Raw genomic sequence first — 23,424 nt, 5'->3', positions numbered from 1 at the left:
CATTCTGCATTTGCTTATGACGACTGTAACGCCGTATTCGGAACCGGAGTTTGTTATTGTGAGTGTGTCATGAAAAAGAATGCATTGGTGTTGAGCGTCGTTGGCATTGTGATGACTATATCGGCGGTCGTCATGCTCCTAACTGGTGGGCCACCTAAAGCAGATCCGGCCGTTACAGCGCAATGTCAGCAGCGGATGAGTGATCAGGGCGCAGAAATGATGAAGCGCTGCGACGAGGCAGCTTTCGCGACTGCCATGACCGCCACCGATGCCAATACTGCCGCCCGTGCTATCAGCGCTGCGAACAACGCTGAAATCGGCGGTAACGCGCTGGCAATGTTCCTGCTTGGTCTCGGTATCGTTCTGACAATCGGCGGTGTCATTGCCTCCCGTCGCAACCGCCCGATGTAATGCTGGATATGGCCAGAGGCGCGGCACCGCTCTGGCCGGATTTTCCCGATAGCCGGCCCTAAATCGTTATCTTGATTATTTGTAGCGAACCTCGAGAAGATCGAGTTCACGCACCAGTTTCTTCGCTGTTTCGCTACCGACTTTGCGATTTCTCGCCAAACGGAAAACTTCCTCTCGCTCCGCCGTAATGGCCGCAATCCGCAGATCGCGCTCGATAAGATCGGTTCGCAGCGTCGCGCCATTCGCTTCATCGCTCAGGCTGCGATTTTCGATCCGCTCACGGTACACATCCATGATCCGTACCGCAGCCGTTGCATAAACGTCGGCGTCATTTCGTCCTTTGGACAGTGCGTGCTGGGCACGTTCAATCGCCTTGATCGCAGCTTCAGCGGCCGCAATCCGCGCCTTGTTCTCCTCGGCTTGCTTTGAGGGTTCGGCTGGCATCTTCAGATCACAAAGCAATATTGGAAGCACCACGCTGGCCATCACGAGCGACAGCAATATCACACCGGTGGCCAAAAATATGGCAAGCTCGCGACCGGGAAAGGGCGTTCCATCACCCATTACGAGCGGCAGCGTGAGCACACCCGCCAAGGTGATTGCACCACGCACGCCGGCAAACGACATTGTGGCCACCAGACGCCACGGCGCTCTCGGTGGTGTTGCTCCGTTCTGCGCTTGACGGAGCAACGTGATCCGCAGCGACACCCAGACCCAGATGAAGCGAAGAACAGCCAGCCCGACCATGATCGCGCCGACGTAAAAGGCCAGCCACCATGGGTTGGCGTGCCCGGTCATCTGCACCGTCTCGTCAAGGCCTGAAAGTATCCCTGGGAGCTGCTCTCCGAGAAGGACGAAGATGATCCCGTTTGCGGCAAACTGGATTGTGTCCCACACCGAATTACGACCCATCCGCGTCATAGCGAGCGCCTGTCGTGATATTTCGGCAAAACTCATCGTCACACCCGCAGCCACTGCAGCGAGAATCCCCGAAGCATGGAAATGTTCGGCGAGCAGGTACGATCCGAATGGAATAAGCAGACTGATCAGGATCTGCGATCCGGTTTCCTCACCGAAGCGCTCGGAAACCCAGGCCTTGGCGCGCGTGACGACCAGCGTCAGTACAACCCCCACGCCGATTCCAATGACCGCCATCCACAGGAAGCTCAGCGCCGCCTGCGAGGCCGAAAAGCTGCCTGTAAGGGCAGCAGCAATCGCGAAACGCAGGCAGACCAACCCGGATGCGTCGTTCAGAAGGGATTCGCCTTCGAGAATATGCATCATCCGTTTGGGGATCGGCACACGTGCGGCGATTGCGGAAACGGCGATCGGGTCCGTTGGCGAAATGACCGCCGCAAGCGCAAATGCGACTGCCAGCGGCATTGCCGGGATCATCCAGTGGATCAGGAAGCCCATACCCACGACCGTCAACAGAACGAGGCCAAGCGCCAGTTCGACGACTGTTGAAAGATCCTTGAGCAATTCATCCTTGGGTATTCGCCAGCCATCCAGAAACAGCAGCGGCGGCAGGAAAAGGAGAAGGAACAGCTCTGGATCAAGCTCCACACGCTGATTGACGCCGAGTCCGATCAGCGCGCCTAAGGCGATTTGCACAAGCGGCGTCGGGATCGACACCGGTAGCATGCGCGAAACAGCACTGCTGATGACAACCGCCAGCAGCAGGATCAAGACAATAGACACCGTTTCCAGAACTCAACTCCTACAACACCAATTTGGAAAGCGTGAGGTCTGCTAGCACGATTTCAAAAAACCGTGTCGAGAATTGAACACGGGATCGCCGTTGCCGCGCCATGTTTCCCGAGGTGACCGGCGACACCATAAGCCTTGGACGTTGTCGATGTCTTACATATTGCATCTGGCGCGCCGATCCGATAGCCAGTTGCGAATAGTTCTCAACAAGAGAATGAGCGACGGCGCAGGAGACAGCAAGCTATGGCCTATATGTTTGCGCAACCCACAGGTCTCGCCGTTTCGGCTATCGTCCTTGGTGCCGTGCGCTGCTGGCGCAAAGCCCGTGACGCAGGCTATTCTCTCCAACCTAGCCTGATCGCGATCCTGCGCGATCACGACTGCGAGATGCTTGCACCGTGCTTCGATAGTTTGATGGCGTTTTCGGAAGCGGCGTTAGGGCGATCGCTCTGCGTCGGCAAAGATCACATCATATCGGAAGACGAACATTTGCTGCTTGATTTGCTCACCGGGACGAAATGGACTGCGGTCTGCTTCGTATGCAGCGATGGGATCGCTGCCGCGCTCGATTGCGCCCTGCGCTCAATGCGGATCATGATGGGGATCATTGTGCCGATCTCTCCCAAATGTGGACCTACAGTCACCGGCGCTCAGCGGACGAAACCCTTGTAAGGCCACCAAAGTGATGTTCGCCCGAGGTGCTCAACTCGTTCCTCCAAGCCTCGCTATCGGGGCCGCCGCGTCGCAAATTGTGCGGCGTTGACGCTGTCTTCGGCTGCCAGCTTGCGCCAGCGATCGAAGCGCGCCGACGTCAGCGCCCCAATCGCAATCGCCGCACGGATGGCGCAGCCAGGTTCGACCCCATGCGCACAATTTGAGAACCGGCACTCCTGCGCCAGCAATACGAAGTCGTCGAAAACCTCCGCTATGCCGGTGGCCGCATCGAACAACTGCAATTCGCGCATGCCGGGCGTATCAAGCAGCCAGCCACCGCGGTCGAGGCGATGCATCTCGCGCACCGTGGTTGTGTGACGCCCCGTAGCGTCGCCAGCGCGTATCGCCTGAGTGTCGATGCTGTCCGAACCTCGCAAAGTATTGACGAGCGTCGATTTCCCAACTCCCGATGATCCGAGAAGAGCAACGGTTTCGCCCTTGCCACACCATGGGGCGATGCAGGCGACACTGGCGGGGTCGCGTCCGTTGACGGTTTCCACGAGCAATCCTGGCTCGATCGCGCGTGCTGCCGCTGCGAAAACTTCGGGTGTGTCCGTCAAGTCGATCTTGGTGAGAACCACCACCGGATGCACACCCACCTCACGCGCCAGAACCAGGTAGCGCTCCAATCGCGCAACGCTGAAATCCTGGTTACACGAGGCGACGATGAACAGCGTATCGACATTGGCGGCGAGCATCTGTTCTTTGCGTCGAACGCCCGGTGCTCGCCGCTTGAACAGGTTGATCCGGTTAAGGATGCGTATGGGCTGCAGCGTGACGCCGTCGATAAGGAGCCAGTCGCCGACCGTTGGGTGATCGTCCGCCGGACCGGCACCGGGAATATGGGGTGAGATCAAACCCTGCGATCCCGCCCCTGAAACGGCGATTTTGCCACGATGGACGGCCATCACACGGACGGGATGGCACCGCTGTGCTTCGTCGCCCGAGATCTGCTCGCTGAAATAGGCCTTCCAGCCGAGGTCTTCCAATGTTTCATTGGTCAATTTCATAAGGGTCTAGCAGCGCCTTTTTTGATCCAGTATGCCGTCTTCCCCAGGTTGAGTGCGTGCCGGGTTCGGCTGATATGGCCTCCCACGACAGGCAGGCGACGATATACGGTCGATGCGGCGGTCAGACTGCCACGGGGTTCCCCTGGCCTTTGCCGTCGAGATTGTCCATTAGCCTCTTGGTAGACCTGAAGCCAAGCATCCTCGATGCTCACGACACTCAACTGAGGGGAGGAGCCGCTCGGATGTCTCAACTCTAATGACGGGATTATCTAATTTTTCGTGTCGTTGGTCTTCTTATTAAAACGATGAACAAAGGCGCTAGTCTTTCCGCTCGCCAACTGAATGGCTGCGCAGGGCCGTTGCTGCTGAAGCGGCTGTGCGAGGTGTGCGGCTTTTTGGGGATGGCCAAGTCGCTGGTATAATTCATTGCCCGCCCTATCTTTCGGGCTGAGAGCATTTGTTGGCGCATTGCTGTCAGTTTCACGCCTGAAGGAATCAATATGCCATCGATCCTGTCAATTTCAGCGCTCAGCAAACATTATAAATCCGGCCTGAAAGCCCTTGATGAAGTCGATCTTTCAATCGAGCGCGGGGAAATATTCGCATTGTTGGGTCCAAACGGCGCGGGCAAAACAACGCTTATCAGCATTGTTTGCGGCACGGTATCGATGACGTCGGGCACGATCACCGTCGACGGACATGACATCGCAAAGGACTTTCGCGCGGCACGGCAGAGAATCGGTCTCGTGCCTCAGGAGATTGCGGTCGATATTTTCGAGACCGTGTGGAACACCGTGAGCTTTAGCCGCGGTCTGTTCGGTCGTGCGCCAAATCCTGCTTATATTGAGCAACTCCTGCGCGACCTGTCGCTTTGGGAAAAACGGGCGAGCCGGATTATCGAGCTTTCCGGTGGGATGAAGCGGCGCGTGATGATAGCCAAGGCACTGAGCCACGAACCCGACCTCTTGTTCCTCGATGAGCCGACCGCCGGCGTCGATGTTAATCTTCGCCGCGACATGTGGGCGCTCGTGCGCAAGCTGCGCGATAAGGGCGTCACGATCGTCCTGACGACCCATTATATCGAGGAGGCAGAGGAGATGGCCGATCGGGTGGGCGTTATCGACGGTGGAAAGATATTGCTCGTCGAAGAAAAGGCCGCACTCATGCGTAAGCTGGGTAAACGGCGTCTGACACTTGCACTCCAGGAACCGATGGTCACGCTCCCCAACGAACTTGCGGATTGGTCACTCTCGCTCGAGAGGGGGGGCTGCTACCTGGTTTACAGTTTCGACGCCGAAGTTAAGGACACAGGGATGCCCAGCTTGCTGCACAGGCTCGGCGAACTCGGCATCGACTTCAAGGATCTCGATACCAGCCGGAGTTCGCTCGAAGACATATTTGTCGGACTGGTGGAGCGGGCCGCATGACCAGCGGTCTCAATTTCCACGGTATGTGGGCAATCTATCGTACTGAGATGGCGCGGACTGTGCGGACGGTGTGGCAAAGCATCGCCACGCCGGTGATTACCACCGCGCTCTATTTCATCGTCTTCGGCGGTGCGATCGGATCGCGTATGCAGCACGTCGGAGGTGTGGGTTATGGCGCGTTTATCGTGCCCGGCCTGATCATGCTAACGCTACTCACCCAGAGCATCTCGAATGCTTCGGCTGGCATCTATTTCCCCAAATTCACGGGAACGGTGTTTGAGATTTTATCGGCACCCCTTTCGGCAATCGAGACGGTCGCGGCTTATGTCGGAGCCGCAGCGACCAAATCGGTGGCGATAGGCCTGATTATTCTCGTAACCGCGACTTTCTTTACCGAGTTACATATCCTGCATCCGGTCTGGATGGCCGCGTTCCTTGTCCTGACGTCGATCACCTTCAGCCTTTTCGGTTTCATTATCGGTATCTGGGCGAAGAATTTTGAGCAACTGGCGATTATTCCCGCGCTGCTCGTCACACCCCTTACCTTCCTCGGCGGCGCGTTTTATTCGATCGATATGTTGCCCCAGCCATGGCGGACAATCAGCCTTTTCAATCCCGTCGTCTATCTGGTCAGCGGCTTCCGCTGGAGCTTCTATGGGATCGGCGATGTCGGCGTGGGGGCCAGCCTGGCATTTACCGGCGGCTTCATGGCGGCCTGCTTAATCCTGCTGTGGTGGATATTCCGGACCGGTTGGCGGCTTAAACCATAAGTCAGCATAGCAGTTATCCAGCGATCGTTCTCAATCACTTTCGGATGACCGCAGTGCTGTTACCGGTCACGATTGACCTTCGCCTGATTGGGCGCACACCTGACTAGAAGATGAGAAATTCCAGTAAGGGGATGTTGAGCAGCAGTTTCATGATAAGCAGTAGCGTTGTGATCGTGTTCGTTAAATGGAGGTGGCGTTCGTCATGCACACATCCTTGGTCATCGTTGGCGGGGGCCCTGCGGGGATGATGGCTGGCTTACTCTTTGCTCGCGCGGGGGTGCCGGTAACAGTCCTTGAGAAGCACGGTGATTTTTTGCGCGACTTTCGTGGCGATACGGTACATCCTTCGACGTTGGAGCTGTTTCGTGAACTCGAGCTTCGCGAACGTTTGCTCGAGCGACCCTATAACAAGGTGACCCACCTGTCCGCTCGTATCGCGGGCCGGATAATGCGCACAGCCGACTTCACACGATTGCCCGTTGATAGCCGCTTTATCGCGCTAATGCCGCAGTGGGAGTTTCTGGACTTCATTGCAAAAGAAGCCGCCCGATATCCTGACTTTAGTTTACGCCTGAACGCCGAGGCAACGGAACTGAGCCGCGATGGGGCAGGGCGTATCGATGGTGTCATACTGTCCGACGGTACCTGTGTGAATGCACGTCTCGTATTGGCAGCCGACGGACGCCGCTCGGTGCTTCGCGATGCAGCGGCGTTGCCAATTGAAGACCTTGGCGCGCCGATGGATGTATTCTGGTTCCGCTTGTCCAAGAACCAGACGGATGAAAACCAGACGATGGGTGTGTTCGAGGCTGGACGTCTGTTCGTCCAGATCGATCGTGGCGATTACTGGCAATGCGCCTATGTTTTCGTCAAAGGACAAGCAGAAGCGGTCCGGGCACGCGGTCTTGCCGCTTTCCGCGTAGAGATTGCGTTGTTGCTTCCTGTGCTTGCGTTCGCGGTAAACGATCTTGTTTCCTGGGATCAGATTAAACTGCTGACGGTCGCATTAGACCGGCTTACACGCTGGCATGCACCGGGATTGCTGGCGATCGGGGATGCGGCACATGCAATGTCGCCAGTGGGCGGTGTGGGTATTAATCTGGCAGTTCAGGATGCCGTCGCAGCAGCAAATATTCTGGCTGGGCCGATGGCGCGTGGGGAGGATGTCGATCCGCTTCTGGCAAGCGTTCAGGCGCGGCGGATGCTGCCGACGCGGGTGATCCAGCGTATGCAAAAAGTCGCGCACGACGCGATATTCAGCACGCTTGTCAGGTCGGATGCCAAGCTGGTTGTTCCACCTTGGCAAATACGACTGCTCGACCGCTTCGGCTTTCTGCGCGGACTGGCGGCGCGCCTCGTTGGCCTCGGCATCCGCCGCGAGCATATCCGATCAACCTAGGCTCAAATTTGGCGCGCCTCGATCAACGGCATTTCACGTTACCACGATCAACCGATCGGCCGAGAAGTGCGCCTCCGCCTGCGCCCGCCAACGTACCCAACGTACCGCCGCCAATCAGATTGGCGAGCAAGCCGCCGCCAACAGCACCGATAACCAAACCCGTTGTCCCATCGCTGCGTTTGCAATAGGCGCGGCCATCGCGACCACGGTAGATGCGATCATTCCGTCCCAATCGTCGCTCGCGGTAATTTCCGTTCTTGTAACTGGCGGCAGGGTCCCAATTGCCATTGTTTCGATCGCCTTGCCACTGACGATCGTTGCGCTCGTTTTGACGTTGAGCGACCGCCTGGGTCGGTATCATTGCCGGGGTAACGATGGTCAATGAAAGTAGCGCAACGATCAACTCGGATTTCATGATACATCTCCTGAGAAACGTAACTAACGCGCGCACGGTCGAATGGTTCAATATCGGACCGCCCTGTTGCCATTTCGTGGACCATTTCACCTTGTCTTAAGGCGAGGTCGCTGTGCGTCGGGGCGGATCAGGCAGCGGTCGAACGGAACCGCCGCCAGACGAGCCGTGTGACGTAGACCGCGCCTGATTTCGAGACCTCGGGTTCGGTCTGCAGTTCGATATGATCCGCATCGATTACCCGCAGCGTACGCACGAAGGTGGTGCCGACCCGCGCGGGCGCACTGGCGAATTCGATGGCGTGACTGACCCTGTCGCCGTCGAGCCGCCAGCTGCCGGCATAGGCGAAGAAGTCGGTGAAGGAGTCCGCCTCGGTTGAGCCGCGCGTCGCCCATGCCGGGTCCATCAGAACGGCCGACATGCGGCCATCGGTGGTATACTGGATCTGGCCCGCCGGCGGATCGCCAAAGGTAGGCGTGCCGACATTGTTGCGGTAATTGACGCTGGACTGGAGCGTCCAGGCACCGAGCAGATCCAACATGCGTACTCTTCTCCATCACAAATGGCGATCAGGCTGTGCGCTGTCACAACGCCGCAACGCGACCGTAAACATTTTTGCGGCGGTCAATACAAGCGCCATGGCCTGTGCGGCGATGAGGTCGGCCTCGGCGGCTGGCACACCGAGGCCGCGCAGCACACTTGCGTCATCCGTTACGAAATCGATCCTGTAAATTGCCTGCGTTCGAGGAACGGGCGCGCACGGATCAGGACCGACCCTCCCGGCCGCGAGAGTTTTGTTCTGAGCCAGCGCGAGCGGTTCATTCGGCGCGAAGAGCGGTAGTTCTTTACGCTGGCCTCGGCGGCGTGATCAGCGATAGGGTCGCGGCACAGGAGAGAAGAGTATGTCAACGATCGCCGAAAAGCGCGTTACCTTCCGGCGCCTGCACGAAGAAGGTTTCTTCATCATCCCTAACGCCTGGGATGCGGGCAGCGCGGTCCGCCTGACCAGGCTCGGCTTCAAGGCGATCGCATCGACCAGCGCGGGCGCGGCATGGGCGGCCGGGAAAAACGACGGCGAACTGAGCCGCGACGAGGTGCTTGCGCATCTGCGGATGATCGTCGAGGCGACGGATCTGCCGGTCAATGCCGATTTCGAGAACGGCTTCGCGGACGATCCGGCGGCGGTTGCGGTGAACGTCGCAATGGCTGTGGAGACCGGGGTTGCCGGTGTCTCGATCGAAGATTGGTCAGGCAGCGAGATGTATGCGCATGATCTTGCAGTCGAACGTATCGCCGCCGCTCGAGGTGCCATCGACCGGGTTGATCCAAGCGTGATGTTGATCGGTCGCAACGAGAATTTTCGCGTACCGGGCATGTCTGTCGGTGAGAGCATAACCCGCGCGATCGCTTATGCTGAAGCCGGTGCCGATTGCCTGTTCGTACCCTTCATCCTCGATCGCGGTGCGGTTGCCGAACTGGTCGCGGCGGTCTCGCCGAAGCCGGTTAACGTGGTCGTGCACGACTATGACGGGGGCATCCACGCGTTCGCCGAATTGGGGGTCCGGCGGTGCAGCGTTGGCGGCAGCCTGGCCAAGGGGGCGTGGACGGCGTTCGACGAGGCTGCCAAGGTGCTGAAAGATTATGACGGCTTTCAGGAATCCGCGCGATCGCACTGAACGGCAATCTTGGAGCGCATTGTTGCCGGACAGCTTCGACTGACTGATCTGTCGTTTCTCTCCAAGTGAGCGTCAGAAAGGCTGTTGTGAACGACGGCATCAGCTAAATAGCGGGACAATGGCGCAGCGACGTACGACCTATTTAACCCGGCGCGTGAGATCGTCCGGGGCTTCACGTAATGCGGTCTCTGAACACTGGCTGCTGCTCAGCCTCATCTCGCTCATCCTGGTCGCGGGTACGTTCACCCACTGGCAGTTGACGACCAGGGACCATAACGTGCCCAAGCGGATGACGGCAGCGCAAGCGCGCGCTTCGAACGCGGCCGTGCCAATTCAGGCGCGCCGCCGGGTTCGTGCGAGCCCTTATCACTTTCGAAGCGGTCCGGCCGCACGCGAACAGGCAACCGAATGCCTGGCGACGGCCGCGCTCTACGAGGCCGGTGATGATCGACGGGGACAGAGTGCGGTGATCCAGGTAATTCTCAACCGGGTCCGTGCGCCCGGCTTCCCCGACACGATCTGCGGCGTCGTTTATCAGGGAAATGCGCGAACCACGGGGTGCCAGTTTTCCTTTACCTGCGACAAGTCTTTCGCCCGGCGGCCGGTGCACCTCGGCTGGGCCTCCGCTCGTCGAACGGCACGGGGCGCGCTCGCGGGCCAGGTCTTCTCCGACGTGGGGGGCGCCACGCACTACCACGCCAACTGGATGGTTCCTTATTGGCGCGACACGCTTACCAAGGTGGCCCAGGTTGGCTCCCATCTCTTCTACGTCCGCAATTGACGGCGATGGTTACGATGTTTGCGGAATGCTCTGCCGCTCCGGCCAAGCTAAGGCGCAGCAAGTGCGGAGAGTGTGTCCGCTACCCGGCGGCGCAGTTCGGGCTCTCGGGTGACCTCCAGCATGGATGTCAGGCTGTTCCTCGCCGCAACCACGTCGCCGTCGGTGAGCTCAAGCTGCGCACGCTCCCACCAGGCATGTCCATAAGCGGGCGCCATCACGGTCATGCGTCCATATAATTCGAGTGCACGGCGCCCCTTGCCGACCTCCTCTGCTCGTGTCGCCTGATTAAGCAGCAGCCTGACCAGAACCGCGCGGTTCGGCATAGCCGTCACGTGCCGGATGGCTGGCACCGAGCCGTTCCTCCACGCTAATAGCAAGGAGGCGAGTTGGTCGGGTTCTACGAGAATGCCGCCGCGAAAAGGGTCGACGATCACCGAAGCAGTCTCATCTCCAATCAGGACCAGAACGTGACCGGGTACGTCTAACACATTCGCTGTCCAGCCGAGCCGTCGCGCGGCGGCTACGTAAAGGATCGACAGGCTCACTGGCAGGCCCCGCCGTCGGTCAATGACCCGAATCAGGTCTGCATTCGCCGGGTCATCATAGGTCTTCTGGTCACCTGCAAAGCCGAACTCGTCCCCCAGCACAGATGACAGAGCATCGGCGCGCTCACGAGAAGTGGCCGCGCCGTTTCCGCTGATATCGAGGCGGATCGCTATTGCCTCGAGCAGGTCATAGTATGGGTCTAACCGGGTGCCCGAATGGTCAAGCAGTGCCAGCGAGAGAGCGGCCTCGTCGAGGACGATGTCGCCCTCTTCGATGAGGCTGAGGCGGATCAGATGGTCATCCATTGTCCAGAGATGGGGTTAGTACCGGATCTTGCAATGCGGAACCCCAAACGGACGGCAGCTTATGGAAGCGACAGCCAAGCGATGAATAACCGAGATGGCCGCACTCCTACCAATTTTCACGAAAGTTCGGCATTCCGGCGCCGGAGTTCATCAACGCGGCATAGAGCCTGTCCGCGTCTCTTAACCACGCTGGACAACGACGGTCGTCATCATTGACCGAAGCGGAAGGTTCCGCTGATCCCAAAGGTGCGTGGTTCACGCAACTGGCCCGACACATAGTTGATACCGGGAACGTAGAGTGCAGTCACCGGGCTGCGGTCGTTGGTCAGATTGCGCCCAAAGATCGCAATTTCAAGAGCGCCGTCCAACACCGTCAGCGATACGCGGCCGCTCAAAATACCTTGTTTCGGGGATGTGGTTGCTTTGATTATTTCCTGCGCGACGGTTCGGCCGGTAGCCGGATCGATCGTCACGCCCTGTGGATCGCCGAGGAAAGAAGAATAGGGCTGCAGTGCAAATGCGTCTGTCCAGCTATAGTCACCGCGCAGCAGCAACGCGCCGATGCCGATGTCTCGCTGATAGGTGGTTGTGAGCGAAAAGGTCTGTCGCGGCACACCTTCGATACGCTCGTCCCGGCGATCGCCGTTCAGGTCGGTGCGATTGGGAACTTCGGAGTATTCCAGATACTTCGCTCGCGTGAGCGCCGCGGTTGCTCCGATACGGAAGCCAGTGAGCAATTCCGCAGTCAGTTCACCTTCCAACCCCCAGACACGCAACTTTCCGGCGTTGCTGAGAATGGTCGAGGTGGTTCCATCGGCAAATCCGACGAGCGTCGATCGCTGAATGTCCTTAACCGTGCTGTAATAGCCTGCAAGGTTCAGGCGGATACGGCGATCGAACAATTCGCTTTTCAGGCCGACCTCCTGCGCCAGCGCTATCTCTGGCCGGAATGGTAGCGCCGATGCCTCAGTCGTCGCGCGTAGGTTTTGACCGCCCGATCGGAAACCCTTGCTCGTTTTGACATAGACGAGGACATCGTCATCGATTTTATAATCGAGGCCAGCGAGGTACGACACCCCTGCGAACTGGTTATGGCGCGTCAATGCACAATCGTTGAGCAGAGAAGATGTCGCGACCTGGCACGCGCGGGCCAGGGTATTGCGATTGAGTGTTTGATTGCGCGTGGTCAGCCCCTTGTCGTCGATCGAATAGCGCAGGCCACCTGTGAAGGTCAGCTTGTCAGTTAAATGCCAGTTCGCCTGACCATATATCCCCATGCTATCGTTGAAAATTGTGCCGTTGAAGACATTGGTCAGCGGGTTGAGCGTTGGGATGGTCTGTCCAACCGATCCGTCCACCCCTGATTCGTTAAAGTAGAATAGTCCGCCTGCAAAATCGACGGCATTGGCAAAAGCCTTTCCGGTAATTTGCAACTCGCCCGAATATTGTTGCAGCTTCTGGCGACCGGTCGTTTGCTGGATCGCAAATGGTGAACCATCAAGGTCGAGTGCTGCCGATGTGGAGACCCGGCGATAGGCGCCGATGAATTTTACGGCACCAAAAAAGGTGTCGAGGTTGGCCGTGCCGGAATATGTATAGGTCTTCGCCTGTGTGTTTGGCTCAGAGTCCAGCGCAACGTCGTTAGGCGTGCCTGCAATGCTGGAAATATAGTTTCGTAAATTGCCAATTCCACCCGCGAATGTGGCTCCTGATGCGGCGACCGCCGGATAGGTGGCGGGGAACCCCCGGCAATGGCGGCGGCAGCGGTCGCAGACGTCATGGCAGGTGGTACAAGCCCGGCAGGGACCGCGTAAAACATTCGCCGTTCCGGGCCGTCAATGTGAGTATTGAAATACTCTCCTGACAGCAGAACGCTAAGATTATCGGTGGCCTGGAACAGCAGTTTTCCACGCGCAGTCCAGCTATCGCGCCCATTATATTCAGCGCCCGTCACACGGTCGGTCGAGGTGCCGTCGCGCAACGAGTGCTCGACCGCCCCGCGCACAGCCAGTCGGCCGGGAATAATAGGCAGGTTGAGGATTGCGGTCCCCGATCGTTCATCAAACCGGCCATAGGTCGCGGTCAGTGTTCCAGTGAGTTTGTTGAGGTCGGGATTGGATGTTTCGATCAACAATGCCCCGCCGGTTGTGTTGCGACCGAACAGCGTACCCTGGGGCCCTTTGAGTACCTGAAGGCTGGAGATGTCCAAAAGACTGCCGTTCAAACCATAAGCGCGGGCCCAGTAAACACCATCGACATAGGTGCCAACCGATGGATCGAGTGTCGCCAGCACGTCGGTCTGGACCTGACCACGCAGAGTAATCGCCAGCGCGGTCGGGGTCGAACTGGCCTCGCGTAATAACAGGCTTGGCACCAGTCGGCCGGCGTCGCCAACACGAACGATGTTTTGCTGGGTTAGCGCCTCGCCCGTGAACGCCGTAATCGCGACCGGGACGTCCTGGAGATTTTCTGAAACTTTTCGGGCGGTGACGATGATCTCTTCAAGCGATCCTGCCGATTCATCGTTAGAAATCGGGGCGGTCTGCGCTCCGGCGCTCGAAACTGCTCCTGTCAGAACTGCCCCGGCCAGCAACGCGGTCTTCAGTGCACGGTGAATATGACGGTAGCTTTTGGTGGTGCGTGTCATTTTTTTCCCCTCCATATACGAGTCCTGTTGGACCTCGGCTCGTCGTTTCGATTTTCAGAACTGCGGCTCAAGTCTTTGGCGCTCCGTGCGCGCCATGTGCCGGGCAATGAGCACGAACAGCCCCGCGCTGATCACGGGGGCGATAAGCGCAACCGGTATGGCATGGGTCAGCGATCGCGCGCCGCCGATGGCGTCCGACACGATGCCAACCAGCACCGGGCCACCGCCATAGGCAGCCAGATTTGCAACGACTGTGGTGACCGCGAGGATCGTGGCGCGGCGTCCGACCGGTGCAAGTGTGATGAGGGAGGAATAGCTCGGCCCGATACAGAACATCATTCCGAATGCGCCGCACCACAGTCCGGCGATCGTAAACGCGGTGATTCCGGACAGGATTCCTGCGGAGGCGACTGCTGCGCCTATCAGGCTGCCGACAGCCGCGAAGAGCATTTGTCGTCCAGGTGCCCGCGCAGCCAGTCGGTCGCCGAAAAGGCCGCCCGTAAGTTGCCCCAGGGGTCCGATGATGCCCGAAGACATCGCAACCACCAATCCCGCTGTTTGCAACGACAGGCCGTGATCACGGATAAGCAGGGATGATGCCCAGGTGCCCATTGCGGTCGGCCCAACTGTGCCCAGCGCCATCGCCGCGATCAGGAGGATCAGCAAAGGCTGCTGGCGCAGGGTCGCGAGGACACCAGCGTCGTCGCCTGACAGGTCGGTATGCGCTCGCTGTTCGCGAGCAGGCTCGACCAGGAAAATAGCCAGCAGGACAGCCAGTATGAGTCCCGGTACCGCTGCCGCCAGAAACGCCCAGCGCCAGCCCCACGTCGTTGCGATCCACGCGCCAAGCGTGAAGCTGAGAATTGTACCGATGCCGCCTGATGCATAGAAAACCGACGTCGCGCGCCCTCGCTTTTCCGCAGGGAATGCGTCGCCAATCATAGACAGGCACGCAGGCGGTGCTCCGGATTCGGCCGCGCCCACGCCCATGCGTGCAAGCAACAACATTGGATAGGATGCGGCCATACCGCAGGCGGCAGTTAACAGGCTCCATAACGTCAAAGCCGACAGCAAAAGTTTTTTGCGCGAAACCCGGTCCGCCAACATCCCAAGCGGGATGCCCGTGACAATCGCCGCGCCGCTGTAAGCAAGGCCGCTCAGCAGGCCGAGTTGCGCATCGTTCAGGACCAACTCCCGGCGCAGCGGCTCCAGCAGAATGGCGATGATTTGCCGGTCCAGCATGTGCAGCACATAGACTGCGACCAGCATCGCCATCAGCAAAGCCGGGGCGATAGCGCGCGGCCGACCGATGCCGGGGGCTGGCACATCGATCACCGCCGACCGAGGGCCGGCAGTCACGCTGCGGCGGCCGTGGATTTTATCCCGTGATGTTTACCGATGCCGAGGACCGGCTCGCCGATCACCGTTAAACGCTGCATCCGGCGCGGCTCATTATAGTCAGACGTGGCATAATGCTGGGTAAAACGATTGTCCCATATCGCCACAGTATCGGGCGTCCAGCGATAGCGGACCTGCACATCAGGCACGGTTGCCAGTGTGCAAAACATTTCAATCAGCCGCGCACTTTCGATTACGCTGACATCGACAATGCGCCGGGAGAAAACGCTGTTGACGTTGAGTCCGCGTCTGCCCGTGATGGGATGCACGCGGACAACAGGGTGGGTGAATTCAAACTTGCCGCGCGGTGTTGCGACTGCCTGCACGACCTCCAGCGAATCCGCGAGCCGACGCAGGGGCTCTGACATCATTTCGTATGCGGCGTACATACTCGCCCACAACGTATCGCCACCAAGTGACGGTAAATATTCGGGCTTGAGAATGGTTGCGTAAGGGGGGCATTCGCGAAAGGGGACATCGGTATGCCAAGCGTCGGCAAAGCGGCCGCGCTCGACCCCGGGGGGCGCCTCTACGATGTGAATAGGATCATTATCGCCGCTGAGGCCGGGTAAAAGGGGCGTTACCTCCAGATCGCCGACAACCTCACCAAACGACCGGAAAGATGCAGGGGTCAGCGACTGTCCCGTGAAAAACAAAACCATATGCTGTTCCAGCAAGTCCCGGATCATCGGGCGATCAGCCGGGACTAAGGTGGCCAGGTCCAGCCCGCTCACGCATGCACCGATGTTCGGGGTCAGTCGTTCGATAGCCATATCGCTCTCCAATTCTCGCCAGTTTTCCTGGTCAGGAGCGGAATATGGCTTAATCGTTTGATTCGAGCAAGCGTCTTAAATTATCGATCAAGTGACTGACAATGTTCTCCGCGCGCGTGCCCGGAATAGTGCTTCAAGCAGCGTAAGCACTTCGTCGAGCGCTTCTGCTTCGTCCTCAAAATGTCCCGTGCCAACGTCGACACACAGGATTGCGTCGAGCATCATGCGAAATCCAAGTAGCGAGCGTTGCGCGAATTCGCGATTATCGAGTTCGGGCAGACTTTCGCGCAAACGATCCCCCACAAGCCCCATCACCGGTGCCTTGTGACTAACATTGAGGCGACGTTCGAGGCCCATCGAAGTGCGGTAGAGGCTCGACAGGAAATTCGCATAGCTGTGACGCCCCTGCGCATCGCGCTGGTCAAATAACGGGCGACACATCACTTCGAGCAAGCGCCGCACATCCCCACGTTGGAACGGTTCGATCGCGCGCAGCATTTCGGCGCGCCGCCCTTCGAACTCCACCAGTCTATGCTCGAAGATCGCATCGACCAGCGCCTCCCGGCTGCCAAAGTGATATTGAACGGCAAAGCTGTTCGCAGACCCCGCAGCAGTAGCGATCTGGCGAAGCGACGCATTTTCTACGCCCTGGTCTGCAAAAATCCGCTCGGCCGCCTCGATCAGAGCCACGGCCGTTGGTTTTGTGGAATTCGATTTTGCTGCCTTTGCCATGGCTCTCTCTGGCACAGACATACTCGCGTGAGTAGCGGCCGAGCCTGGAATAGTGCTCCTTGAAAGATATTCACAGGAGGTGGCCCCAGGATGCCAGGATGCGCTCACCATCCCTATCCCTAATGCCAGCGAATGCCGAGCTACAGGACGAATTGAGCGGCTAGCAGGCTTCCATGCACGGCGAGCAACCAGATACCTGCGAGCAACATCGACCCACCATATGGGCGCGCGATTGCGACGCGGTGACATCGGTTTGTCACCTCAGAATTGCCCGTGTACACGGACGGCGAAAACATTTGCCGGTCGGCCATCACGATTGTAGCCGGGGTTGCCGATCAGCTGATGGTTGAGAGTGACGTCGAGGGGCTTTGCCGGTTTCCAGCGGTAATAGACTTCACCAACATTTCCGTGCCTGGATGCGGTAGCGGATCATCGCCGACCATTACGCCGAGGCCGCCGGCATCAAGATTGCGTTCATGTGTCTTCGAGATACCATTGACGACAGCGGCAATACCAATCGCGACGCCCGCCTGCGCAGTGCGATCAATGTCGGTGAAATCGTTAGGCTCGACCTGACCGTCGTCCCATCCGGCACGGGACACTGACACTGACACTGACACTGACACTGACACTGACAGTCACTGCCTGCTCAATGTTGAGACTGCCGCCGGCCCGCGTTCGCCGCGACCGAACCAGCGCAGTGTCTGGCGCATCGCCGGAAATGGCAGCGACCGCCAACGCATATCGAACCGGCCGAACTGCCTGCGATCCGGTGGCGATGCTCCACCTCAGCGTCGAGTTGATACTGGCCGAAGCCGCCTTCCAGCGTCTTACCATTGGGAACCTTGGAGAGGTTGAAAGCACCGAAACGCAACGTCCAAAGCCCGTTATAAATCCGACGCAACCAGGTCACGCGGCAACCCGCTGGTCAGCGCGATACGCACCGCCTCCTGCTTGAACTCTTCGCTATGCTTCGTCGTCGAGTCCCGGCCGTGTCCTGGCTTGCAGTGGAGATCGCTGGCGTGAGCGTCTTGATGAACGCATGGGCACCGGTGCTCGTCAGCGGATATCAACGCCGCCGTGTCGTCAGACGTCGGCACATGACCGCTCGGTCGCAACACCTGTGGGCGATCCGTTTAAGGCGCGCATGACCGAGGCGATGATTTCATAGGATCTGAGGCGCTGCTCATGATGATAGACATCAGACACGATCATAAGTTCGTCGGCACTTGTGTCGCGCAACAGGTCTATAATGCCGCTTTGCACATCATCGGGATTGCCGACGATCGATCGCGCTAGCATGCCGCCTGCCTGTGTCCGCTCCTGCGGCGAACAATAGTCGTCGATCGCGTCGATAGGCGGCTTGCTCAGGCCGCGCGCGCCACGGAACAGATCGACGAAGGACATTTGTTGCGTGGTCGCCAGCCTGCGCGCGTCTGCCTGCGTGTCGGCAGCGACGATGTTGATGCCGACCGTTGCATGCGGCTTGGCAAGCTGCGCGGATGGCTTGAACCGGCTGCGATAAATCTGAAGCGCCGGGAGCAGCATGTCGGGCGCGAAATGTGAGGCAAAGGCGTAAGGCAGGCCCAGCTCGGCGGCAAGTTGCGCGCCGTAGGTGCTCGATCCAAGGATCCATAAGGGCACGTTGGTCCCGGCGGCCGGCACGGCCTGAATCTGACGGGTCGCAGCCTCGTCGCTGAAATAGGCCTGGAGTTCGAGGATGTCCTGCGGAAATGAATCGACGCCCGACACGGGTCGGCGCAGCGCGCGCACGGTCAGCTGATCGGTGCCGGGTGCGCGACCGAGGCCCAGATCAATGCGCCCGGGATACATTTGGGCGAGGGTCCCGAATTGCTCGGCGATAATCAATGGCGCGTGATTGGGCAGCATGATGCCGCCCGCGCCGACGCGGATGCGACGCGTGCCAGCGGCGATGTGGCCGAGCACAATTGACGTCGCCGCACTGGCGATGCCCGCTGCATTATGATGTTCGGCGACCCAGAAGCGCTCATAGCCCCAGTCTTCGGCATGCGCGGCCAGATCGCGTGCATTGCCGATCGCGCTGCGCGCGTCGGTTTCCGGGCTGATCCGAACGAGATCGAGGATGGAATAGGCGGTCACTAAAGTTTCTTTCGCTGCAGGACGCGGGCATCTGGTTGGCGGTAAACGTCATATAGGGACGCGGTGCCGGGTCTGTAATTGCTGAAATTGCTGGTACAGTCGGGATCGATCAATGCGGCTTATTTCGGAATGACCCGGTGTTCCTGTTCTCAATCATATCGAAAAGGGACGAAGGGATGGATTGATGGTCAAGCTATCGTGTTTGTGGACGTTGCCATGACAAAGATGTGTGATCTGGCGAAGGGCAACGCCGGTGCATTCTGCAGGCGTTGCTTTTCAAGCGTCCTCGCCACCGGTCTCAAGGGGGATAATCGATGGTGCCGCATCGCATCTTATTGGATGGCTTCGTAATTGAAAACCTGGTGTTGCGGGTGCATGGGCGGAGGCGGGGGCTCGCGCTTTGGCTGTGACAATGCGCTGCGATTGTTGTTTTCCTAATGGCCCATATGGGACGAATGTTTCCGCGCATCAACTCGCGGCGATGATTGCCGATCGCGAGAGCGCGAATGCGTTCAGCGCACCGGTCCAGAAACTGTTCATCGACGCGACGGGTGTGGATAAGGCCAAGGCAGGCAAAATCGCTGCCAAAATGTCCAAACTTTCGGGCTATGTGTTGTCGTTGGCCGCTTAATATTGGCGCAGCGGCCGAACTAATGGCCTCTGCTGTTCGGACGTGCCGTCGATATCCTTGAGCATTTTTACACAGTCAATGGTTGCTGTCAGCAGCCGGATGAGGTGATTTGGTGCAAGGCCCCCACTTCTTGAGTTTGTGGACACTCCGGGTTCGAATCCGCTCCTCGGCGACAAGATTTAACTCTCGAGCGTCTGGGAAGGGTCGCAAGCCGCCGCGCAGAATCTAACAGAGTAGGCTGACCGCTATGCGCCCATCTCCGTCGTTTTAGTTGCAAATTGGCGATCTCCAAACCGGTCATTCATTCGGTAGCCTCTCCGCTCCACTGCATGCCGGCAATTGCGACGAAGCCGTCATCCAGTGTTCGTCCTTGAATGGCGGCTTCCAATCAAACATCGGAACGGATTGACTGGCCGGGAGGAGATTGACAGTTTTTGGACCGAAACTTGGTCAGGCAGCCGCTCTGCAACGGTATCCATCACTGTGTATCCGCTTTTCACTCCGAACCATGAAGACTGTATCCGGTCCCTCGACGTGCAGTGATTGAGCATTTTGAAGCATCATGAGCATATGCTTGGAACGGAACGTCGTTATCAGCGTAGCATCGCTGATGGCCGTCAGCGCTAAGAGCGCAACTACCATCGCCGAGGCACCATCTGCGTCTTATCAAACGACCGCCCCTCCTCCGTGACGGCTACGCGGCACATTGCACCGTGGCGTCGCGTCGCGCAGAGGCTGCGTCATCCCAATGCTGGACGGTAAGACATTCCGACGTTCACTCTGTTTTTCTCGGTCACCCCCAAAAGCTTCAAAGCTTCAAAGGGCCATGTGCAAGGTGGGGCAGGACGTGGCGTGCGAACAAATCGGCTTCGGCGGCATGGGGGTATCCCGACAGGATAAACGCCTCTATCCCTTCTGCCTGATAGGCACGAAGTTTGGCCAGAACCTGATCGGGGTCCCCGACAATAGCAGCACCGCAGCCTGAGCGGGCGCGGCCGATGCCGGTCCACAGATTGTCCTCGACATAACCCTCGCTGCTCGCAGCCGCTCGCAGTTCGGCTTGGCGAGTCACGCCGACGCTGGTGGAGTCGAGCGATCTGGCGCGGATATCATCGCCGGTTTTCGCATCGAGTTTGGACAATAGTCGCGTTGCATAGTCGCGCGCTTCGGCCTCGGTGTCGCGGACGATGACGTGGGCGCGGTATCCGAATTTCAGCGTGCGTCCGTGCCTGGCTGCCCGCGCGCGCATGTCGCCGATCACCTCCCGTACGACCGGCATGGTGTCGGGCCACATCAAATAGACGTCGCAGCCCTGTGCCGCCGCCTCGCGTGCATCTTGGGACAGGCCACCGAAATAGAGCGGCGGGCATTTTCCGGAAACCGTGGTGAGGCGCGGTGGGTCGATGTCGATCGTATAATGCTCGCCGCGATGCGAAAGATGCTCGCCGTTGAGTAAGGTCTTCAGTATCTGCATCACTTCGAGCGTGCGGGCATAGCGCGGTGCGCTTGCGAGCTTGTCGCCCGGCAAATCCGACGAAATGATATTGATCGTCATCCGACCGCCAGTGATCCGATCCAGCGTTGCGATCTGGCGCGCGAGCTGCGGCGGCCAGCTTTCGCCGGTACGGATCGCCATCAGCAGGCGGATACGGTGGGTCAGGGCCGCTATGGCCGCTGTAAACGCCGTCGTGTCGAGGCCGAGTTGATAGCCCGATGGCAGCAGGATATTGTCGAAACCACCGCTTTCCGCCGTCATGACGATGTCGCGGCAATGCTCCCAGCTGGATGCTAGCATCGGGTCGGGCTGGCCGAGAAATTCGTAGTCGTCATCGCAGAGCGCGGAAAACCACGAGACTTCGCAAGGGTTGGTCATGGCAGGGGTTCCTGACGCGACGCGACGAGCACTTTATACCATGAAGCGCGCGTCCATGTGACTTTGTAAGCGTCAGACGACTCTTTGATCCGCGCGACATTCTGCGAACCGACGATCGGGATGGGATGGGCAGGGTGCGCCATGATCCACGCAAATGCCGCCGCCGTGCGCGATACGCGGCAAACATTCGCAACCTCGTCGAGCGCCGCCGCCACAGCAACATCGCGCGGGGTTTCCGGGCTGGCGAGCCTGCCCCCGCCGAGTGGCGACCATGCCATGACCGCATGGTTTTGCATCATCGCGTGATCGAGTGTGCCGTCAGTCAGCGGATCGAGGCAAAGCGCCGAATATTCGGGCTGTGTCGTGGAGAGCTGCAGCGTGGTCGTGGTCAGATAGGCTTCGAGTGCCTGCGTTTGCGCGACGGTGAAGTTTGACACGCCGACGGCAGCGATCTTTCCGGCGGCATAGGCTTTTTCGAGAGCAGCTGCCGTTTCCTGCGGGTGTGCGAGGACGTCGGGCCGGTGGATCTGCCACAGGTCGATCCGATCGACGCCGAGCCGTGTCAGCGATGCGTCGATCGCAGCTTCGATATAGGCGGGCGACTGGTCGTACGGGACGCCAAGGACGATGCCGCCCTTGGTCGCCAGCACCATCCGCTCGCGCAGGCTCTTGTCTTCCGCAAAGACGCGACCGAGCAACGTCTCCGATGATCCGAAACCAGCCGGCGTGTCGCAGCCATAGATGTCGGCTGTGTCGAACAGGGTAATCCCGGCCTCGAACGCCGCATCGACCAGCGCGCGAGCAGCGGCGATGTCGTCGCCCTGAAAGCGCCACATACCCCATGCCATCGTCGAAGCGACAATGCCGCTTTTGCCTAGCTGGCGTGCGGGAAGGACGGCGGGCAGATCGCTCATGGGCGGCGTGTCTTTCGGGTTTATGATAACGCTGTCTTATTTGCGCGACACAGGCTTGGTGGTCAAGTCTCGAAGGGCTGAAGTTTGAGTCGGGTTGGCCGTACTAGCTCGTGCCACGAGTTCGTGCGGCAGGCTGCGATGCTCCAGTTCGTCGCGCTTTTCGAACAACAGGGCGGCTGCCGCCCAGCCCAGTTCGCGGGTCGGCTGGCGGATCGTGGTCAGCGGTGGCCAGACCAGTTGGGCAAGCGGGGTGTCGTCGAAACCTGCCACCGAAAGCTCACGCGGGACCGCAATGCCCTTGCCATGTGCTACGGCCAGCACGCCCGCCGCCATGTCGTCGTTGCTGGCAAAGATCGCAGTCGGACGGTGTGGATAGGAAAGCAACGAGTGCGCGGCCGCAACGCCGCTGGCAAAATCGAATGCGCCGGCATGAACAAGACCCGGTTCGTATGGGACGCCCGCACGGTCGAGCGCCCGGCGATATCCGAACAGGCGCTGCTCGCTGGCCATGTGATTGGGATGGCCCTGGATGAAGCCGATGACCCGGTGGCCGAGGTCGATCAGATGCGTCGTCATGTCGTCGGCCGCCTGTACGTCGTCCATGAACACCGACGATGTCAGGGTGTGATTGGTACCCGGGGAAATACGCACGAAAGGGATTCGGCGCCGTTCGAGTTCGTGCAGCACCAGCAAGCTATCGCTGATCGGCGGCGACAGGATGATGCCGTCGACATGGGTTTCGTCGATCAGTCCGGCGATTTCGGCAATCAGTGTGGGCGCGGCGATATCGACAGGCTGTGCCAGCATTCGCACGCCGGCTTCACGACAGCGCGCCCACACCCCCTCTTGAATGGCATGGATGTAATAGGGAGAGTGGGTGTCGTGGATCAGTGCGATCTGAAACGAGCGTTTCCCTGCGAGCGAGCGAGCGGCCAGGCTGGGACTGAACGACAGCGCCGCCACGGCCGCTTCGACCTTTTCGCGGGTGTCCGGCCGGACATAGCGTTCCTTGTTCAGCACCCGGCTGACCGTCTTGATCGAGACGCCTGCCGCCCGCGCAACGTCGCTGATTGTCGTGCGTGACGTCATAATTTCCCCTATGGCGCTGTTTTAAGCAGGCAACAGTTGCAGGTGCAAGCGTCGAAGGCCTTGCCTGTTGCCGGTTTTTCGTGTG

Annotated in this window: 25 protein-coding genes and 1 pseudogene; 9 read left to right on the top strand and 17 right to left on the bottom strand. The window is 59.2% G+C overall.

Features of this window, described 5'->3' with window-relative positions; genetic code table 11:
- The first annotated feature begins 69 nt into the window (after nt 1–69).
- On the top strand, nt 70–411 hold the full coding sequence (locus tag D3Y57_RS02935) for a hypothetical protein (RefSeq protein ID WP_121151188.1): 342 nt from the start codon (nt 70–72) through the stop codon (nt 409–411).
- A 75-nt stretch (nt 412–486) separates the two neighbouring features.
- On the opposite strand, the gene D3Y57_RS02930 is transcribed toward D3Y57_RS02935, so the two are convergent.
- Nucleotides 487–2,121, bottom strand: a complete 1,635-nt coding sequence (locus D3Y57_RS02930) for a Na+/H+ antiporter (RefSeq protein ID WP_205590049.1) — start codon at nt 2,119–2,121, stop codon at nt 487–489.
- Between the two features lie 243 nt (nt 2,122–2,364).
- On the opposite strand from D3Y57_RS02930, the gene D3Y57_RS02925 reads away from it, so the two are divergent.
- Complete coding sequence (locus tag D3Y57_RS02925; protein ID WP_121151184.1) at nt 2,365–2,793, top strand: hypothetical protein; 429 nt, start codon at nt 2,365–2,367, stop codon at nt 2,791–2,793.
- 53 nt (nt 2,794–2,846) lie between these two features.
- On the opposite strand, the gene rsgA is transcribed toward D3Y57_RS02925, so the two are convergent.
- Nucleotides 2,847–3,845, bottom strand: a complete 999-nt coding sequence (gene rsgA, locus D3Y57_RS02920; RefSeq protein ID WP_121151182.1) for a ribosome small subunit-dependent GTPase A — start codon at nt 3,843–3,845, stop codon at nt 2,847–2,849.
- Nucleotides 3,846–4,345: 500 nt separating this feature from the next.
- Between rsgA and D3Y57_RS02915 the strand changes: the two genes are divergently transcribed.
- The 3 genes from D3Y57_RS02915 (at nt 4,346) to D3Y57_RS02905 (ending at nt 7,441) form a co-directional block, all read left to right on the top strand.
- Nucleotides 4,346–5,272 carry an ABC transporter ATP-binding protein gene (locus D3Y57_RS02915; RefSeq protein WP_121151180.1) on the top strand — a complete coding sequence of 309 codons (927 nt, stop codon included), beginning with the start codon at nt 4,346–4,348 and terminating at the stop codon, nt 5,270–5,272.
- On the top strand, nt 5,269–6,042 hold the full coding sequence (locus D3Y57_RS02910; RefSeq protein WP_121151178.1) for an ABC transporter permease: 774 nt from the start codon (nt 5,269–5,271) through the stop codon (nt 6,040–6,042). The genes D3Y57_RS02915 and D3Y57_RS02910 overlap by 4 nt, the downstream gene beginning before the upstream one ends.
- 202 nt (nt 6,043–6,244) lie before the next feature.
- Nucleotides 6,245–7,441 carry an FAD-dependent oxidoreductase gene (locus D3Y57_RS02905; RefSeq protein ID WP_121152088.1) on the top strand — a complete coding sequence of 399 codons (1,197 nt, stop codon included), beginning with the start codon at nt 6,245–6,247 and terminating at the stop codon, nt 7,439–7,441.
- Nucleotides 7,442–7,463: 22 nt separating this feature from the next.
- Here D3Y57_RS02905 and D3Y57_RS02900 read toward each other — a convergent pair whose 3' ends face one another.
- The 3 genes from D3Y57_RS02900 to D3Y57_RS19995 all read right to left on the bottom strand — a co-directional run bounded on the left by D3Y57_RS02900 (nt 7,464) and on the right by D3Y57_RS19995 (nt 8,550).
- Complete coding sequence (locus D3Y57_RS02900) at nt 7,464–7,856, bottom strand: glycine zipper 2TM domain-containing protein (RefSeq protein WP_121151176.1); 393 nt, start codon at nt 7,854–7,856, stop codon at nt 7,464–7,466.
- A gap of 127 nt (nt 7,857–7,983) precedes the next feature.
- Entirely contained in the window at nt 7,984–8,394 is a 411-nt protein-coding gene (locus tag D3Y57_RS02895; RefSeq protein ID WP_121151174.1) for a lipocalin-like domain-containing protein, read from the bottom strand.
- 15 nt (nt 8,395–8,409) lie between these two features.
- Entirely contained in the window at nt 8,410–8,550 is a 141-nt protein-coding gene (locus D3Y57_RS19995) for a hypothetical protein (RefSeq protein ID WP_162986908.1), read from the bottom strand.
- A gap of 205 nt (nt 8,551–8,755) precedes the next feature.
- On the opposite strand from D3Y57_RS19995, the gene D3Y57_RS02890 reads away from it, so the two are divergent.
- Complete coding sequence (locus tag D3Y57_RS02890) at nt 8,756–9,529, top strand: isocitrate lyase/PEP mutase family protein (protein ID WP_121151172.1); 774 nt, start codon at nt 8,756–8,758, stop codon at nt 9,527–9,529.
- Nucleotides 9,530–9,647: 118 nt separating this feature from the next.
- Nucleotides 9,648–10,310, top strand: coding sequence for a cell wall hydrolase (locus tag D3Y57_RS21280; RefSeq protein ID WP_121151170.1), 663 nt, complete (start codon nt 9,648–9,650; stop codon nt 10,308–10,310).
- Between the two features lie 47 nt (nt 10,311–10,357).
- Here D3Y57_RS21280 and D3Y57_RS02880 read toward each other — a convergent pair whose 3' ends face one another.
- From D3Y57_RS02880 to D3Y57_RS20675, 8 genes and pseudogenes are all read right to left on the bottom strand, one after another.
- Entirely contained in the window at nt 10,358–11,161 is an 804-nt protein-coding gene (locus D3Y57_RS02880) for a transglutaminase family protein (protein ID WP_121151167.1), read from the bottom strand.
- 209 nt (nt 11,162–11,370) lie between these two features.
- Nucleotides 11,371–12,792, bottom strand: a complete 1,422-nt coding sequence (locus D3Y57_RS02875) for a TonB-dependent receptor (protein ID WP_239025817.1) — start codon at nt 12,790–12,792, stop codon at nt 11,371–11,373.
- A complete protein-coding gene (locus D3Y57_RS02870) occupies nt 12,711–13,808 on the bottom strand; it encodes a TonB-dependent receptor (protein ID WP_162986907.1) in 1,098 nt (365 codons plus the stop codon). The genes D3Y57_RS02875 and D3Y57_RS02870 overlap by 82 nt, the downstream gene beginning before the upstream one ends.
- A 54-nt stretch (nt 13,809–13,862) precedes the next feature.
- On the bottom strand, nt 13,863–15,167 hold the full coding sequence (locus D3Y57_RS02865) for a spinster family MFS transporter (RefSeq protein WP_121151160.1): 1,305 nt from the start codon (nt 15,165–15,167) through the stop codon (nt 13,863–13,865).
- Nucleotides 15,164–15,979 (bottom strand): TauD/TfdA dioxygenase family protein, encoded by an 816-nt coding sequence (locus tag D3Y57_RS02860; protein ID WP_121151158.1) that lies wholly within the window; start codon nt 15,977–15,979, stop codon nt 15,164–15,166. The genes D3Y57_RS02865 and D3Y57_RS02860 overlap by 4 nt, the downstream gene beginning before the upstream one ends.
- Before the next feature lie 87 nt (nt 15,980–16,066).
- Complete coding sequence (locus D3Y57_RS02855; RefSeq protein ID WP_239025807.1) at nt 16,067–16,711, bottom strand: TetR/AcrR family transcriptional regulator; 645 nt, start codon at nt 16,709–16,711, stop codon at nt 16,067–16,069.
- A 261-nt stretch (nt 16,712–16,972) separates the two neighbouring features.
- Nucleotides 16,973–17,071, bottom strand: a pseudogene (locus D3Y57_RS20680) (hypothetical protein); the annotation flags it as partial.
- Nucleotides 17,047–17,313, bottom strand: a complete 267-nt coding sequence (locus D3Y57_RS20675; RefSeq protein WP_239025806.1) for a hypothetical protein — start codon at nt 17,311–17,313, stop codon at nt 17,047–17,049. The pseudogene D3Y57_RS20680 and the gene D3Y57_RS20675, both read right to left, overlap by 25 nt.
- A gap of 50 nt (nt 17,314–17,363) precedes the next feature.
- Between D3Y57_RS20675 and D3Y57_RS20670 the strand changes: the two genes are divergently transcribed.
- Nucleotides 17,364–17,669, top strand: coding sequence for a hypothetical protein (locus D3Y57_RS20670; protein ID WP_239025805.1), 306 nt, complete (start codon nt 17,364–17,366; stop codon nt 17,667–17,669).
- A gap of 128 nt (nt 17,670–17,797) precedes the next feature.
- On the opposite strand, the gene D3Y57_RS02845 is transcribed toward D3Y57_RS20670, so the two are convergent.
- On the bottom strand, nt 17,798–18,832 hold the full coding sequence (locus D3Y57_RS02845; RefSeq protein WP_121151154.1) for an LLM class flavin-dependent oxidoreductase: 1,035 nt from the start codon (nt 18,830–18,832) through the stop codon (nt 17,798–17,800).
- 406 nt (nt 18,833–19,238) lie between these two features.
- Here D3Y57_RS02845 and D3Y57_RS02835 point away from each other — a divergent pair, with 406 nt between their 5' ends.
- The gene (locus D3Y57_RS02835) at nt 19,239–19,463 is read left to right on the top strand and encodes a hypothetical protein (RefSeq protein WP_239025816.1); all 225 of its coding nucleotides are present in this window, start codon (nt 19,239–19,241) and stop codon (nt 19,461–19,463) included.
- 808 nt (nt 19,464–20,271) lie between these two features.
- Here the strand turns inward: D3Y57_RS02835 and D3Y57_RS02825 are convergent.
- From D3Y57_RS02825 to D3Y57_RS02815, 3 genes are read right to left on the bottom strand one after another with little or no spacing between them, the layout of a single operon-like run.
- Nucleotides 20,272–21,336: an LLM class flavin-dependent oxidoreductase gene (locus D3Y57_RS02825; RefSeq protein ID WP_121151148.1), complete on the bottom strand. Its 1,065-nt coding sequence runs from the start codon at nt 21,334–21,336 to the stop codon at nt 20,272–20,274.
- Nucleotides 21,333–22,250, bottom strand: a complete 918-nt coding sequence (locus D3Y57_RS02820) for an aldo/keto reductase (RefSeq protein WP_121151146.1) — start codon at nt 22,248–22,250, stop codon at nt 21,333–21,335. Before D3Y57_RS02820 ends, D3Y57_RS02825 begins: the two co-directional genes overlap by 4 nt.
- A gap of 36 nt (nt 22,251–22,286) precedes the next feature.
- On the bottom strand, nt 22,287–23,339 hold the full coding sequence (locus D3Y57_RS02815; protein WP_121151144.1) for a LacI family DNA-binding transcriptional regulator: 1,053 nt from the start codon (nt 23,337–23,339) through the stop codon (nt 22,287–22,289).
- Nucleotides 23,340–23,424 lie beyond the last annotated feature (85 nt).

The organism is Sphingomonas paeninsulae (genome assembly GCF_003660165.1).
Lineage (GTDB): Bacteria > Pseudomonadota > Alphaproteobacteria > Sphingomonadales > Sphingomonadaceae > Sphingomonas_O > Sphingomonas_O paeninsulae.
The sequence above is the reverse complement of the archived record's forward strand: the minus strand, read 5'-3'. Positions and strand labels throughout refer to the sequence as shown.

Bases quoted from the DNA above. Each gene is read 5' to 3' on its own strand.
- D3Y57_RS02935 (WP_121151188.1), top strand. From the start codon at position 70: ATGAAAAAGAATGCATTGGTGTTGAGCGTCGTTGGCATTGTGATGACT.
- D3Y57_RS02925 (WP_121151184.1), top strand. From the start codon at position 2,365: ATGGCCTATATGTTTGCGCAACCCACAGGTCTCGCCGTTTCGGCTATC.
- rsgA (WP_121151182.1), bottom strand. From the start codon at position 3,845: ATGAAATTGACCAATGAAACATTGGAAGACCTCGGCTGGAAGGCCTAT.
- D3Y57_RS02915 (WP_121151180.1), top strand. From the start codon at position 4,346: ATGCCATCGATCCTGTCAATTTCAGCGCTCAGCAAACATTATAAATCC.
- D3Y57_RS02910 (WP_121151178.1), top strand. From the start codon at position 5,269: ATGACCAGCGGTCTCAATTTCCACGGTATGTGGGCAATCTATCGTACT.
- D3Y57_RS02905 (WP_121152088.1), top strand. From the start codon at position 6,245: ATGCACACATCCTTGGTCATCGTTGGCGGGGGCCCTGCGGGGATGATG.
- D3Y57_RS02900 (WP_121151176.1), bottom strand. From the start codon at position 7,856: ATGAAATCCGAGTTGATCGTTGCGCTACTTTCATTGACCATCGTTACC.
- D3Y57_RS02895 (WP_121151174.1), bottom strand. From the start codon at position 8,394: ATGTTGGATCTGCTCGGTGCCTGGACGCTCCAGTCCAGCGTCAATTAC.
- D3Y57_RS02890 (WP_121151172.1), top strand. From the start codon at position 8,756: ATGTCAACGATCGCCGAAAAGCGCGTTACCTTCCGGCGCCTGCACGAA.
- D3Y57_RS21280 (WP_121151170.1), top strand. From the start codon at position 9,648: ATGGCGCAGCGACGTACGACCTATTTAACCCGGCGCGTGAGATCGTCC.
- D3Y57_RS02880 (WP_121151167.1), bottom strand. From the start codon at position 11,161: ATGGATGACCATCTGATCCGCCTCAGCCTCATCGAAGAGGGCGACATC.
- D3Y57_RS02870 (WP_162986907.1), bottom strand. From the start codon at position 13,808: ATGACACGCACCACCAAAAGCTACCGTCATATTCACCGTGCACTGAAG.
- D3Y57_RS02860 (WP_121151158.1), bottom strand. From the start codon at position 15,979: ATGGCTATCGAACGACTGACCCCGAACATCGGTGCATGCGTGAGCGGG.
- D3Y57_RS02855 (WP_239025807.1), bottom strand. From the start codon at position 16,711: ATGGCAAAGGCAGCAAAATCGAATTCCACAAAACCAACGGCCGTGGCT.
- D3Y57_RS20670 (WP_239025805.1), top strand. From the start codon at position 17,364: ATGTTGAGACTGCCGCCGGCCCGCGTTCGCCGCGACCGAACCAGCGCA.
- D3Y57_RS02825 (WP_121151148.1), bottom strand. From the start codon at position 21,336: ATGACCAACCCTTGCGAAGTCTCGTGGTTTTCCGCGCTCTGCGATGAC.
- D3Y57_RS02820 (WP_121151146.1), bottom strand. From the start codon at position 22,250: ATGAGCGATCTGCCCGCCGTCCTTCCCGCACGCCAGCTAGGCAAAAGC.
- D3Y57_RS02815 (WP_121151144.1), bottom strand. From the start codon at position 23,339: ATGACGTCACGCACGACAATCAGCGACGTTGCGCGGGCGGCAGGCGTC.